13 protein-coding genes are annotated in these 13,777 nt (G+C 72.4%); 3 read left to right on the plus strand and 10 right to left on the minus strand.

Annotated features, from left to right (window positions below; genetic code table 11):
* The first annotated feature begins 67 nt into the window (after window positions 1–67).
* Together ACI2L3_RS29850 and ACI2L3_RS29855 are read left to right on the plus strand one after the other, a co-directional pair.
* A complete protein-coding gene (locus ACI2L3_RS29850) occupies window positions 68–970 on the plus strand; it encodes a hypothetical protein (protein WP_404755493.1) in 903 nt (300 codons plus the stop codon).
* 70 nt (window positions 971–1,040) lie between these two features.
* The gene (locus ACI2L3_RS29855; protein WP_404755494.1) at window positions 1,041–1,553 is read left to right on the plus strand and encodes a hypothetical protein; all 513 of its coding nucleotides are present in this window, start codon (window positions 1,041–1,043) and stop codon (window positions 1,551–1,553) included.
* 51 nt (window positions 1,554–1,604) lie between these two features.
* Here ACI2L3_RS29855 and ACI2L3_RS29860 read toward each other — a convergent pair whose 3' ends face one another.
* Together ACI2L3_RS29860 and fmt are read right to left on the minus strand one after the other, a co-directional pair.
* Window positions 1,605–3,104: an RsmB/NOP family class I SAM-dependent RNA methyltransferase gene (locus tag ACI2L3_RS29860; protein ID WP_404755495.1), complete on the minus strand. Its 1,500-nt coding sequence runs from the start codon at window positions 3,102–3,104 to the stop codon at window positions 1,605–1,607.
* Window positions 3,105–3,138: 34 nt separating this feature from the next.
* Entirely contained in the window at window positions 3,139–4,083 is a 945-nt protein-coding gene (gene fmt / locus ACI2L3_RS29865) for a methionyl-tRNA formyltransferase (RefSeq protein ID WP_404755496.1), read from the minus strand.
* A 294-nt stretch (window positions 4,084–4,377) separates the two neighbouring features.
* Between fmt and ACI2L3_RS29870 the strand changes: the two genes are divergently transcribed.
* Window positions 4,378–4,944 (plus strand): hypothetical protein, encoded by a 567-nt coding sequence (locus ACI2L3_RS29870; protein WP_404755497.1) that lies wholly within the window; start codon window positions 4,378–4,380, stop codon window positions 4,942–4,944.
* A gap of 123 nt (window positions 4,945–5,067) precedes the next feature.
* Here the strand turns inward: ACI2L3_RS29870 and ACI2L3_RS29875 are convergent, their stop codons facing one another.
* The 8 genes from ACI2L3_RS29875 to ACI2L3_RS29910 form a co-directional block, all read right to left on the minus strand.
* Window positions 5,068–7,260, minus strand: coding sequence for a primosomal protein N' (locus ACI2L3_RS29875; RefSeq protein ID WP_404755498.1), 2,193 nt, complete (start codon window positions 7,258–7,260; stop codon window positions 5,068–5,070).
* Window positions 7,261–7,361: 101 nt separating this feature from the next.
* Window positions 7,362–8,570, minus strand: a complete 1,209-nt coding sequence (gene metK / locus ACI2L3_RS29880; protein WP_055564207.1) for a methionine adenosyltransferase — start codon at window positions 8,568–8,570, stop codon at window positions 7,362–7,364.
* A gap of 364 nt (window positions 8,571–8,934) precedes the next feature.
* Window positions 8,935–10,191 carry a bifunctional phosphopantothenoylcysteine decarboxylase/phosphopantothenate--cysteine ligase CoaBC gene (gene coaBC / locus ACI2L3_RS29885; RefSeq protein ID WP_404755499.1) on the minus strand — a complete coding sequence of 419 codons (1,257 nt, stop codon included), beginning with the start codon at window positions 10,189–10,191 and terminating at the stop codon, window positions 8,935–8,937.
* 87 nt (window positions 10,192–10,278) lie between these two features.
* Window positions 10,279–10,551, minus strand: a complete 273-nt coding sequence (rpoZ, locus tag ACI2L3_RS29890; protein ID WP_005319902.1) for a DNA-directed RNA polymerase subunit omega — start codon at window positions 10,549–10,551, stop codon at window positions 10,279–10,281.
* A 52-nt stretch (window positions 10,552–10,603) separates the two neighbouring features.
* On the minus strand, window positions 10,604–11,197 hold the full coding sequence (gmk, locus tag ACI2L3_RS29895; RefSeq protein WP_404755500.1) for a guanylate kinase: 594 nt from the start codon (window positions 11,195–11,197) through the stop codon (window positions 10,604–10,606).
* Between the two features lie 38 nt (window positions 11,198–11,235).
* Window positions 11,236–11,562, minus strand: a complete 327-nt coding sequence (locus tag ACI2L3_RS29900; RefSeq protein ID WP_055564204.1) for an integration host factor — start codon at window positions 11,560–11,562, stop codon at window positions 11,236–11,238.
* 223 nt (window positions 11,563–11,785) lie between these two features.
* Window positions 11,786–12,631 (minus strand): orotidine-5'-phosphate decarboxylase, encoded by an 846-nt coding sequence (gene pyrF / locus ACI2L3_RS29905; RefSeq protein ID WP_404755501.1) that lies wholly within the window; start codon window positions 12,629–12,631, stop codon window positions 11,786–11,788.
* Window positions 12,628–13,743 carry a quinone-dependent dihydroorotate dehydrogenase gene (locus ACI2L3_RS29910; RefSeq protein ID WP_404755502.1) on the minus strand — a complete coding sequence of 372 codons (1,116 nt, stop codon included), beginning with the start codon at window positions 13,741–13,743 and terminating at the stop codon, window positions 12,628–12,630. The genes pyrF and ACI2L3_RS29910 overlap by 4 nt, the downstream gene beginning before the upstream one ends.
* Between the last annotated feature and the right edge of the window lie 34 nt (window positions 13,744–13,777).

The following is a 13,777-nucleotide window of genomic DNA, read 5'->3' on the forward strand; positions in this document are numbered from 1 at the left end:
CCCGCACCGACATGACGCAGCTCTCGGCCCGACGAGAGGTGCCCGGCCCGACGGGGGAGACACCACCATGCGACGTACCATCGCCACGCTCGGCACGGGTACGGCCATCGCCCTCTGCTCACTGACCGCATGCACGGCGCCGGTCGCCGACTCCAGCCACCGGCCGGCCCCGGCTCCGCGGCTGACGAACGCGCAACTGGACCGGATTCAGCGGGCCGAGGGCCGCCTCATCCAGCGGTGCATGACCGAGCGCGGTTTCCGGTACTGGCCCGTGCCCCCGGCCAACGCCGAGGCCGGGCACAGCTCCGGCTTCGTCCTCGACGACGTCGCCTGGGCCCGTGCGCACGGCTACGGCAGCGACAGTCCGCGCCAATCGCTCGCACAGCAGCGACAAAATCCCAACCGCGCCTACGTGGAGTCCCTCTCCGGCGTGCGACGCGCGGCCTACTCGGCCGCGCTGACCGGCGACGCGTCGGAGGGAGTGCTGACTGCCGAACTGCCCACCGGCGGCACGCTCACCACCCCCCGCGGAGGCTGCCGCGCCACCGCGGAGAAGAAGCTCTACGGCGACCGGGAAACGTGGTTCCGGGTCAACGGCATCGCCATGAACCTCACGCCGCTGTGGGTGCCGAAACTCGTGAAGGACGCGCGATTCACGAAGGCCCTCGCCGCCTGGTCGGCCTGTATGCGCGACAAGGGCCATACCTACGCCGACCCGCCGGGCATCCGCGCCGCCCTGCCCGCTCTCACCAAAGGCCTGAGCAGGGAGGGAGCCCGCGCCGTCGAGACCGAACTGGCGGTCGCCGAGGCCACCTGCGCCCGCGACTCCCGGCTCGCCGACCGCGCGCGCTCCCTCAAACGCACCTACTTCGGCCCCGTACGCGCGAAGTACCGCGAGGAACTCGCCGTCCACAGCCGTCTCCAGCAGGCGGCCCTCACCCGCGCCGAAGCCCTCACCCGCCGGAACTGACCGGCCCGAGACCTCCGCGGCACAGAGCTGCGGACGAACACACCCGAAGGAAGAACAAAGGAGAGAAGCAATGCGAACCATGCGAATCACGCGCAAAAAGGCCACCGCTGCCGCTCTGTTCCTGGCCGCGATCGGTCTCACGATGCCGGCCACGGCAGCCCAGGCGGCTCCCTCCCCCTCCGACGAGGTGGGCGTGATGGCCGACTGCTCGCCCAACGGCACCAACGGCAGGGTGTACGCCTGGCTGCACTCGGACTGCTCGGGCACCCTCCTGGGCTCGACCGAGGGCAACGACGCGAACTGGGGCAACAGCGCGGGGTCCTTCCAGGGCGCCGACGACAACAACGCCACGTCGGTGGCGAACAACGGCTACGTCGGCGGCAACGACGTCGTCGCGTTCTACCGGCTGACCGGTGGCGCGGATGCCTGGGCCGGCGGCTTCCTCTGCGCGGGCCCCGGCGTAGCCCTGCAGGACCTGCACGGCTACACCTTCACCACGGGCCAGAACGCCAACGACCGGATCTCGTCCCATGAGTGGGTGACCTCCGCCGGCTGCGGCCGCGGCGCCTTCATCGACAGCTGACCGCCACCTCGACGGCCCGCCGGGACCCCACGGTCCCGGCGGGCCGAACCGTCAGCCCGTCCGGCGGATCAACGCCAGATACATCGCGTCCGTGCCGTGCAGATGCGGCCACAGCTGTACGTCGGGCCCGTCCCCCAGCGCCGGAACCCCCGGCAACAGCGGCCGGGCGTCGAGGAGTTCGGCGCCGCCGGTCTGCTTGAGCACGTCGTCCACGACGGCCCGGGTCTCGGCGAGGTGCGGCGAGCACGTGGCGTAGCCGACGACGCCGCCGACGCGGACGGACTCCAACGCCGTGCGCAGGAGCCCGCGTTGGAGCGGGGCGAAGCCGTCGAGGTCCTGCGGGCGGCGGCGCCAGCGGGCCTCGGGGCGGCGGCGCAGCGCGCCGAGGCCCGTGCACGGCACGTCCATCAGGACGCGGTCGAAGGTGCCGGGCCGCCACGGCGGACGGGTGCCGTCGGCCGCGATGACCTGGTAGGGGCCGGGGTTGCCGGCGAGGGCCTGCGCGACGAGACCGGCCCGGTGCGGCTGCTTCTCGGAGGCGAGGAGCGTGGCGCCCCGCTGGGCGGCGAGCCCGGCGAGCATGGCCGCCTTGCCGCCGGGGCCGGCGCAGCCGTCGAGCCACTTCTCGTCGGGACCGTCGAGCGGCGCGTTCGCCAGCGCGAGCGCGACCAGCTGGCTGCCCTCGTCCTGCACACCCGCGCGCCCCTCGCGCACCGCCTCCAGCGAGCCCGGCTCGCCGCCTTCGCTGAGCCGCACGGCATACGGCGACCAGCGCCCGGGCAACGCGGAGTCCTCGCCGACGGAGTCGAGGACGTCGTCGGCGGTGGTACGGCCGGGGCGCGCCACGAGCGTCACCTCGGGCCGTTCGTTGTCCGCCTCGAGGAGGTCCTCGATGCCGGCGCGGCCGCCGCCGAGCGCGTCCCACAGCGCCGAGACGACCCAGCGGGGGTGCGAGTGGACGACGGCGAGATGGTCCTCGGCGTCCTCGTCGTAGGGCGGCGCGACCTTCTCCACCCAGCCGTCGAGATCGTCCTGCGCCACCTTGCGCAGCACGGCGTTGACGAACTTGGCCCGCCCGTCCCCGAGGACGACGCGCGCCAGCTCCACGGAGGCGGAGACGGCGGCGTGCGTCGGGATGCGGGTGCCGAGCAGCTGGTGCACGCCGAGGTTGAGCACGTCGAGGACCGGCGGGTCGACCTCGCGCAGCGGCCGGTCGATGCAGGCCGCCACGATCGCGTCGTACGTCCCCTGGCGGCGCAGCGTGCCGTAGACCAGCTCGGTGGCGAGCGCCGCGTCCCGCGCGTCGAAGTTCTCGTCCTTCTCCCTGGCCTTGCGCAGCAGGGGCGGCAGGACGAGGTTCGCGTACGCGTCGCGCTCGTCCACGGCCCGCAGCGCCTCGAAGGCGAGGATGCGGACGGGGTCCTTCTGCGGGCGGCGGTGGGGCTTGCCCGGCTTACCGGACTGGCCGGGCTTACCGGACTGGCCGGGCTTACCGGACTGGCCCGGCTTGCCTGCGGGCTTGCGGGGTCGCCGGTTCGGCTGGTCGTTCACAAGGTGCTCCGCTGCTGGTGTGGGTCGAACCCACCTAGCCTACGTCGCCCGCGCCCACCCGCTCGCCGGAGGCGATCCGCACGCCGCGCGCCCAGTCCGCGCCCCGCATCGGCTTCTTGCCCTGCGGCTGCACCCAGAGCAGCTCGACGGCGTGCGAGCCGGAGCCCACGTACACGTTGTTCTTGGCGGCCGACAGCTCACCGGGCGCGAGGTCCGTGCGGTCCGGGACGAGGGCCGCCTGGATGATCTTCAGCCGCTCGCCGCGGAACACGGTCCATGCGCCGGGCGCGGGGGTGCAGCCGCGGACGACCCGGTCCACCCGCAGCGCGGGCGCCGCCCAGTCCACCTGTGCGTCCTCGACCGTGAGCTTCGGGGCGAGAGTGACGCCGTCGGCGGGCTGCGGCACCGCCTTCAGGCTGCCGTCCTCGATGCCGTCCATGGTGGCGACGAGCAGCCCCGACCCGGCGAAGGCGAGGCGGGTCAGCAGGTCACCGCTGGTGTCGGTGGGCCGCACCTCCTCGGTGACCGTCCCGTACACCGGGCCGGAGTCGAGGCCCTGCTCGATCAGGAAGGTGGAGGCGCCGGTGATCTCGTCGCCCGCCAGCACCGCGTGCTGCACCGGCGCGGCACCGCGCCAGGCGGGCAGCAGTGAGAAGTGCAGGTTGACCCAGCCGCGGGCCGGGATGTCCAGGGCGACCTTCGGCAGCAGCGCTCCGTAGGCGACGACGGGACAGCAGTCCGGGCCGATCTCCCGCAGCCGCGCCAGGAACTCCTCGTCGCGCGGCTTCGCGGGCTTGAGCACCTCGATGCCGGCCTCCTCCGCGCGCTCCGCGACCGGGCTCGCCACGAGCCTGCGGCCCCGGCCCGCGGGCGCGTCCGGACGGGTCACGACGGCGGCGACCTCGTGTCGGTCGGAGGCGATCAGGGCGTCCAGGGCGGGGACGGCGACCTCGGGAGTGCCTGCGAAGACGAGCTTCACTCGGGGGTACCTCGGATCTCTGGTCAAGGGTGGGGCGACGGCAGCGCACCAGTCTATGGGCCGCCTGAGCAACCCACCCGGGGCGGTCTTCCAGGCGGTCTCTCAGTCGCCCTTTCAGAGGACGGCGGTTGACGCTCCTGGGGGCGTACGAAGCGGCGCGCGCCCTGTGCATATGCACATACGCCCCTGCACCGTGACCCCACACGAGCTAGCGCGTTGGTCAAGAAAGAGTTGACCAAAACGGGCCACCGATTCGGCCCGATCCTTTTCAACGCCGGTTCGAGAGGCTTGTTCATGGCCGACCACGCAACCCACGACGCCCAGGCACGGGCCAGCCTGCATCTCCTGGTGCGGGACATCGAGCGGGTCCGCCGGCAGGTGGATGCACTGCGTACCCTGACCGCCCAGCTCGGCAACGTCTACCGCCCGCGTCGCTCGAGCCCGTCCGCGGGCTTCGTCGTGTACGGGCGGGCTCCCGCCCCGACCGTCCGCCTCGCCCAGGAACTGCGGGACAGCGTCGAGACGCTGGTCACCGCGGCGGTGGACTTCGACCGCTCGCTCGGGTTCTCGTGGGACGCGGTGGGCTCGGCCCTCGGCGTCACCAAGCAGGCGGTCCACCGCCGGTACGGCGCGCGCCGGGCCACCACGCAGGCGGCGGCCGAGGCGGAGCGCGCCGCGGAGACCCCGGCGCCGGCCGTGACGTCCACCGTCACGTCCACGGCCACGCGTCCGCTCCCGGTCGGCGTCCCGCTGCCGTCCGTCCCCGCCGCCCGCGCGATGCCGACCCAGCCCACCGCGGGCAGCCCCACGCTCCGCGAAGAGCCCAGGCCGAACGCGTTCCCCGGCCCGCGCAACGGCTGACCCCTACGCCGACCGCTCCCCCCTCGCTCCTCCCCAAGGGCGAGGGGGCAGCTCTGTGCCGACGCGCACGGCACCAGGCCCCACACCCGGCAGGGCACCTAGCCGCACGCACACACACGCCACTCAGCCAATGTCCAACGGATCCACCCGCACCCTTACCGCCTCTCCCCCGGCCTCCTTCGCGCCCTTGGCCCCGCGGGCCATCCGCGCGGCCTGCGCCACCTTCAGGGAGGTGGCGAGAGCGGCCCCGCTGCCCGGCGGCACCCGGATCAGCACCCGCTCCCACGCCTCGCCGGCGGGCGCACCCGCACCCCGCCGCGAACCGCCGGGGCCAGGAGCCGAGCCGGCACCGGAGCCCCCGTCCCACACCGGGACAGGCCCCAACACCACCGCATCCGGCGGCAGTTCGGCTCCGGCCAGGAACTCCGCGAGCGCCTCGGGCGGCCCGGACACCGCCGCCATCCGCGACACCGGCGGAAACCCGAGCTCGGCCCGCTCCGCGAGCTCCCGCACCGCGTGCCCCACGGGATCCCACCGCACCAGCGCCTGCACGGGCCGCAGCGTCGGCTCGGCGACGACCACCACCGTGCCGCCCGCACCCTGCGGACGTACGAGCGACGCGGCCCCGATCCACCGGCGCAGCGCGTCCTCCCCCGCCCGCAGGTCGGGCCGCCCCAGCATCGCCCACCCGTCGAGCAGCAGCGCGGCCGCGTAACCGCCCTCGGCGACCGGTTCCGCCCCCGGCGTGCTGACCACCAGCGCCGGCGCGCCCGGCACCGTGTCGAGAACCTGCTCCCGCCCCGACGTCCGCACCGGCACCGCAGGAAACGCCCGCCCCAGCTCCTCGGCGGTCCGGCGCGCCCCGACGACCTGCGCCCGCAGCCGGAACGCGCCACAGGCCTCGCAGTGCCAGGCGGCCTCCTCCACCCCGCACCAGCCGCACCGCAGGGCGGCCCCGCTCTCCTGCGCCTCCAGCGGTCCGGCGCACCGCCGACAGCGCGCGGGCTCACGGCACCGCTCGCAGGCGAGCCTCGGCACATAGCCGCGCCGCGGCACCTGCACCAGAACGGGCCCGTGCTTCAGCCCCTCCCGCGCGACCTGCCACGCCAGCGACGGCAGCCGCGCGGCGCGCGCCGCCTCGTCCCGAGCCAGGTCACCGTCGCCCACGGTCCGCACGAGCGGCGCGGCCCCCCGCACCTGCTCGCGATCGGCGACCAGCGGCGCGGCCCACCCGCTCTCGACCAGCTGCGCGGCCTCCACCGTGCAGCTCCAACTGCCCAGCAGGAACCCGCACTTGTCCCGCGTGGCACGCAGCTCCAGGACCTCCCGCACGTGCGGGAAGGGCGCACGATCGTCACTGTGGCTGGAGTCCCCGTCGTCCCAGATGACGACCAGGCCCAGATCCCTTACCGGCGCGAACATGGCGGCCCGCGTCCCGACGACGGCCCGCACGGCCCCGCGCCGCACGGAGAGCCACTCCTGATATCGCCGCTCCTGCCCGGCGTCCGCGGTCAGCAGGGCGTGCTGCCCCGCACCGAGCAGCTCGGTGAGCGCGGCGTCGACGCGCGCGGCGGGCCGCCCGGTCGGTACGACGACGAGCGCGCCACGCCCCGAGGCGAGCGTGGCCTGCACGGCGCGGGCGATCTCCTCGGCCCACTGCGGCCCGGGCAGCGCGGTCCACACGGCCCGCGGCGCACCTCCCGTGGCCAGCGCCCGCAGGAACTCGGGCCCGTGCCCGTACCGCCGCCAGTTCCCCGCGTCGGGCGCCGCCGGCGGAGCCGGAGGTTCGGGCGACACCCGCGACTCGGCCCGCGCGTGCCGCGGCGGAACCGCCAGCTGCAGCACATCGGCGAGACTCCCCGCGTACCGGTCGGCGACGGCCCGAGCCAGGTCGAGCAGCCCGGAGTCCAGCACGGGCTCCGGCGACACGACCTGCGCCAGCGCGGCCAGCGGACCCGTGTACTCGGTCTCGGCGCACCGCTCGACGATGAACCCGTCGATCAGCCCGCCGCCCTCGCGCCGCCCCTCCCGCACGTTCCGCGCCCCCGCCCCGAACCGCACCCGCACCCGCACCCCGGGCTGCGCCTCGGCATCGAGCTCCTCGGGCACGGCGTAGTCGAAGTACCGGTCGAGATGCAGCACCCCTTTGTCGACGAGCACCCGCGCGACCGGCAACTCCTTGGCCAGCGCGGCCCCCCGCCACGTCCGCGGCTTGGCCCGCGGAACCTTGGCCTTGCGCACCGACTCCCGAATGAGCGCAAGCTGCTCCGGCTCCTCGTCTCCCCCCACCCCGAACCCTTCGTTCTCCCTGCTCACAGCTGCATTCCTACCAGACCCCACTGACACGGCCGGAAAAACGCCGAGGCCCGGCACCCCCGCAGGGGTACCGGGCCTCGCCGAGCCTGGAAGAGCCGGAACTACAGCCCCGCCGCCTTCCGCAGCGCGTCCACACGATCCGTCCGCTCCCACGTGAAGTCGGGGATCGCCCGGCCGAAGTGGCCGTACGCGGCGGTCTGCGAGTAGATCGGGCGGAGCAGGTCGAGGTCGCGGATGATGGCGGCCGGGCGCAGGTCGAAGACCTCGCCGATGGCCGTCTCGATCTTGTCCGTGTCGATCGTGGCCGTGCCGAAGGTCTCGACGAAGAGACCGACGGGCTCGGCCTTGCCGATGGCGTAGGCGACCTGGACCTCGCAGCGGGCCGCGAGGCCGGCCGCGACGACGTTCTTGGCGACCCAGCGCATCGCGTAGGCGGCCGAGCGGTCGACCTTGGACGGGTCCTTGCCGGAGAAGGCGCCGCCGCCGTGGCGGGCCATGCCGCCGTACGTGTCGATGATGATCTTGCGGCCGGTCAGGCCGGCGTCACCCATCGGGCCGCCGATCTCGAAGCGTCCTGTCGGGTTGACCAGCAGGCGGTAGCCCTCGGTCTCCAGCTTGATGCCGTCCTCGAGGAGGGCCTTCAGCTCGGGCTCGACGACGAACTCGCGGATGTCGGGGGCCAGGAGCGAGTCCAGGTCGATGTCCGACGCGTGCTGCGAGGAGACCACGACCGTGTCGAGGCGGACGGCCTTGTCGCCGTCGTACTCGATGGTGACCTGGGTCTTGCCGTCGGGGCGGAGGTAGGGGATCGTCCCGTTCTTGCGCACCTCGGAGAGGCGGCGCGAGAGGCGGTGCGCGAGGTGGATCGGGAGCGGCATGAGCTCCGGGGTCTCGTCGCAGGCGTAACCGAACATCAGGCCCTGGTCGCCCGCACCCTGCTTGTCGAGCTCGTCCTCGTCGCCCTCAACACGCTTCTCGTACGCCGTGTCGACGCCCTGCGCGATGTCGGGGGACTGCGAGCCGATGGACACCGAGACGCCACAGGAGGCGCCGTCGAAGCCCTTCTTCGAGGAGTCGTAGCCGATCTCGAGGATCTTGTCGCGCACGAGCTGCGCGATCGGCGCGTACGCCTTCGTCGTGACCTCGCCGGCCACGTGGACTAGGCCGGTGGTGATCAGCGTCTCCACGGCGACGCGGGAGGTGGGGTCCTCCCGCAGAAGCGCGTCGAGAATGGTGTCGCTGATCTGGTCAGCGATCTTGTCGGGGTGACCCTCGGTCACAGACTCCGAGGTGAAGAGGCGCCGGGACACATCGCTCCCTGTGGTTGCAGCGGCTGCTGGCTGATCATGGGTGGACGGCCGGGAGCTGCGCCCGGCGTCGTCCGAGACCAGTTTATCGGTCACACTCGTCCGCCGGTCCACATGTCTCGCCACTTGGGAGGCCTGTGACCTGCGGCACTGTCTTGCGTGGTACGACGATCGTCCTCCATCGAACGGCCTCGCGCCCGTTTTCCCCGGGTTTGAGGCGCCCGATGAGGCGAAGTGACATTGAGCCCTGCCCGCGCGAACCCCGTCAAGAGAAGCGTCCTAATGTGGCCAAGTTCCGCCAGAAGGGGAAACCAGAGGGAGAAACCAGAAGGAGAAAGGGGCGCGCGGGCGGACCTACGGGCGACTGTCAGGAAAGCCGGTCCGCGACCAGGTCCCAGACCGTGTCCGCGAGGGCCTCCTTGGGTCCGTACGGCACCGGCGTCTCGCTGCCGTCCGCGCCGAGCACGACGGCCTCGTTCTCCTCGGAGCCGAACGTCTTGCGCTCGCCGACCTCGTTGACGACCAGCAGGTCGCAGCCCTTGCGCGCGAGCTTCGCGCGGCCGTTGGCCAGCACGTCGTCCGTCTCCGCGGCGAAGCCGACGATCACCTGGCCGGGGCGGGGCCTGGCCCCGGCGATCTCGGCGAGCACGTCGGGGTTGCGGACCAGGGCGATCGGCGCCGGTTCCTGGCCGTCCTTCTTCTTGATCTTCCCGGTCGCGTACGTCTCGGGGCGGAAGTCGGCCACCGCGGCCGCCATCACGACGGCGTCGGCGTCGGCCGCGGCCTTCAGGACGGCCTCGCGCAGCTGCACGGCGGTGCCGACCGGTACGACGTCCACGCCCGCCGGGTCGGGCAGCGCCGCGTTGGCCGCGACGAGCGTGACGCGAGCGCCGCGCGCCGCCGCGCTGCGGGCGAGCGCGTAGCCCTGCTTGCCCGAGGAGCGGTTGCCCAGGAAGCGGACGGGGTCGAGCGGTTCGCGGGTGCCGCCGGCGCTCACGACGACGTGGCGCCCGGCGAGGTCCTGGGACAGGTCCTTGCGCGCGATGACGCGGCGTACGACCTCGAAGAGCTCGACGGGGTCGGGGAAGCGGCCCTTGCCGGTGTCGACGCCGGTGAGGCGCCCGACGGCGGGCTCGACGACCAGCGCGCCGCGACGGCGCAGCGTGGCGACGTTCTCCTGGGTGGCGGGGTGCTCCCACATCTCGGTGTGCATGGCCGGGGCGAAGACCACCGGACAGCGGGCGGTGAGGAGCGTGTTGGTGAGCAGGTCGTCGGCGAGGCCGTGGGCCGCCTTGGCCATCATGTCGGCGGTGGCGGGGGCGACGATCACCAGGTCGGCGTGCTGTCCGATGCGGACGTGCGGCACCTCGTGGACGTCGGACCAGACCTCGGTCGAGACGGGGTTGCCGGACAGCGCGGACCAGGTCGCGGCGCCGACGAAGTGCAGCGCCGACGCGGTCGGCACGACGCGTACGTCATGGCCGGACTCGGTGAGGCGCCGCAACAGCTCGCACGCCTTGTAGGCGGCGATGCCACCGCTGACCCCCAGGACTACCTTCGGCTTCTCGGCCACTGCCTCTGTCTCCCCGCGCTCGGAAACGCACTCGGATGCGTACTGCTCCATGACACACCACAGGCCCGGCAGCCGTGCTGCCGGGCCTGTGGTGAAGGTACGAACCTCGAAAGTACGGACCTCGAAAGTACGGACCGCCTACTGGGCCGGGCCCTCGATGGCCTCGGAGGTCAGCAGGCCCGCGTTGATCTCGCGGAGCGCGATCGAGAGCGGCTTCTCGTGGACGTGCGTGTCCACCAGGGGGCCGACGTACTCCAGGAGGCCCTCACCGAGCTGCGAGTAGTACGCGTTGATCTGGCGCGCGCGCTTGGCGGCGTAGATCACGAGGCTGTACTTCGAGTCGGTGGCTTCGAGCAGCTCATCAATCGGCGGGTTGATGATGCCCTCGGGCGCGGTGATGGAAGAGGACACTCTTCGCCTTCCGATGGGGTCAAGACCAGAAGGGTCAAGACAGGGGTAAAGATCAAAGAACCTTCATCAAGGCTAGCAGCTCACGGGCCACGTCCTCGACGGAGGTGTTGACCAGGGTCGTGTCGAACTCGGCCTCGGCGGCCAGCTCCACCTTGGCGGCGGCGAGCCTGCGCTCGATCACCTCGGGCGCCTCGGTCCCCCGGCCGGTGAGCCGGCGGACCAGCTCGTCCCAGCTCGGCGGGGCGAGGAAGACCAGCTGTGCCTCGGGCATCGATTCGCGCACCAGGCGCGCGCCCTGCAGGTCGATCTCCAGGAGGACGGGCTCGCCCGCCTCCAGACGCTTGAGGACCGCGTGCCGCGGCGTGCCGTAGCGGTTGCCCGCGAACTCGGCCCACTCCAGCAGCTCGCCGTTGGCGATGAGCTTGTCCATCTCGTCGTCGGAGACGAAGAAGTACTGGACACCGTCCTTCTCACCGGGCCGCGGCTTGCGGGTGGTGGCGGAGACCGAGAGCCAGACCTCGGGGTGTTCTTTGCGCATATGAGCGACGACCGTGCTCTTGCCGACCCCGGAGGGGCCGGAGAGCACGGTCAGCCGCGGACGTACGTCCGGGGGCGCGGGGGTCGTCCCCCGGGATGTTGCAGCCATGCAGCGATTATCCAGGTTCTCAGGAGTGCCTGAGAACATCAGCCCGCGGCACCGCCACCGAACTCTCGCTCGAGCGACGCGATCTGGTTGGAGCCGAGACCGCGCACACGGCGGCTCTCGGAGATGCCAAGACGCTCCATGATCTGCTTGGCGCGGACCTTGCCCACGCCAGGCAGGGACTCCAGGAGGGCGGAGACCTTCATCTTGCCGATGACATCGTTCTCCTGGCCCTGCTTGATGACCTCGTGGAGAGAGGCACCGGAGTGCTTGAGTCGATTCTTGACCTCGGCCCGCTCCCGGCGAGCCGCGGCGGCCTTTTCGAGCGCGGCTGCGCGCTGTTCAGGGGTAAGGGGCGGAAGAGCCACGCCTACGTCACCTCGGATGTCGAACTGTCGGATACGGACCGGTGAGGAACCTAGTCGCCCCACACCTGGTGAGCAACGCGCAACGCACTTGCCCGTTCGCTCTCGTCGGAGACTAGCGGCCATGGCCGCCGGAGTCAGCGAGAACAGACGAAAAGTCCTGGTCAGCTGGCACCGAGCCGTACATATCGGGCATTTCTCCCCGGATTTGAGCCACCGGTCTCGCTCAGGCCGCTCCGACCGCCGTCCTGATCTCGTCCGCGAAGCGCTCCGCGGAGTCGCGCAGGGCCGTGACATCGGGTCCGTGACGCAGCACACCCCGGCTGACGTTCGGCACGACATTGCGCACGGCGGCACCGAAGACGCCGGGAAGATCGGCCGGGGTCGCGCCCTGTGCCCCGATGCCGGGGGCGAGCAGCGGGCCGTTGATCGCGAGGTCGTACGAGGACAGGTCGCCCAGCGTCGCCCCGACGACCGCTCCGAAGGACCCCAGGGGCTCCTGGCCGGCGTTCTCCGCGGCGAGGTGTCCGAGGACGGTGGCCGCGACGGTGCGCCCGTCCTCACGCACCGCGTGCTGCACCTCGGCGCCCTCCGGGTTGGAGGTGAGGGCGAGCACGAACAGCCCGGCGCCGTTCTCGCGGGCGAGGTCGACGGCCGGCTTCAGGGAGCCGTAGCCGAGGTAGGGCGACACCGTGAGCGCGTCGCTGAAGAGCGGCGAGTCCTTGTGCAGGAAGGTCTCGGCGTACGCGGCCATGGTCGAGCCGATGTCGCCGCGCTTGGCGTCCATGACGACCAGGCCGCCGGCCGCCCGCAGCTCCTCGACCGCCTTCTCCAGGACGGCGATCCCCCGCGAGCCGAAGCGCTCGAAGAAGGCGCTCTGCGGCTTGAAAACGGCGACGGTCCCGGCCAGCGCCTCCACGACGGTCCGCGTGAACCGCTCCAGGCCCGCGATGTCGTCGTTCAGGCCCCACGCGGTGAGCAGCGAGGCGTGCGGGTCGATGCCGACGCACAGGGGGCCGCGCTCGTCCATGGCGTGGCGCAGGCGCGTGCCGAAGGGCTCCAGGGGGCTCATGCGGTGACCTCGGACTTCCTCACGTCGGCGCCGACGGCGTCGGCGAGGGTGGCGTACGGGCTGGTCCGCAGGCGTGCGGCAAGGCCCTTGTGGATCGCGCGGCCCCAGAAGGGCCCTTCGTAGATGAAGGCGCTGTAGCCCTGGACCAGGGTGGCGCCCGCGAGGATGCGCTGCCAGGCGTCCTCAGCGTTCTCGATGCCTCCGACGCCCACGAGCGTGATGCGGTCGCCCACGCGCGCGTAGAGGCGGCGCAGGACCTCCAGGGAGCGCTCCTTGAGCGGGGCGCCGGAGAGCCCGCCGGTCTCTCCGTAGAGGGTGGGTTCGGATTTCAGACCGAGGCTCTCGCGCGCGATGGTGGTGTTCGTGGCGATGATGCCGTCCAGGCCGAGCTCGACGGCGAGGTCGGCGACCGCGTCGATGTCCTCGTCGGCCAGGTCCGGCGCGATCTTGACGAGCAGCGGGACGCGGCGGCCCTCGACGCTGCGGTCGGCGGCCTCGCGCACGGCGGTCAGGAGCGGGCGCAGCGACTCGGTGGCCTGGAGGTTGCGCAGGCCCGGGGTGTTGGGCGAGGAGACATTCACCACGAGGTAGTCGGCGTGGCGGGCGAGCCGCTCGGTCGATTTCACGTAGTCGGCGGCGGCCTCCTCCTCGGGGACGACCTTGGTCTTGCCGATGTTCACGCCCACGACGGTCTTGAAGACCGCCTCACGGGCCGCCAGACGGGCTGCCACGGCCGCCGAGCCCTCGTTGTTGAAGCCCATGCGGTTGATCAGCGCGCGGTCCTGCACGAGGCGGAACAGCCGCTTCTTGGGGTTGCCGGGCTGCGGCTCGCCGGTGACCGTGCCGATCTCGATGTGGTCGAAGCCGAGCATCGACATGCCGTCGATCGCGACGGCGTTCTTGTCGAAGCCCGCCGCGAGCCCGAAGGGACCGTGCATCCGCAGCCCGAGGGCCTCGGTGCGGAGCTCCTTGTGGCGCGGCGCGAGGACGGCCGCGACGAAGGTGCGCAGCACGGGGATACGGGCCGCGAGGCGGATCCAGCGGAAGGCCAGGTAGTGGGCCCGCTCCGGGTCCATGCGCTTGAAGACGAGGTTGAAGAAGAGCTTGTACATGAGTGTCCTCGGGGGTCCTCACCAGAAGGGGGAC

This window comes from Streptomyces sp. NPDC029674 (assembly GCF_044903205.1).
Classification (GTDB): Bacteria; Actinomycetota; Actinomycetes; order Streptomycetales; family Streptomycetaceae; genus Streptomyces.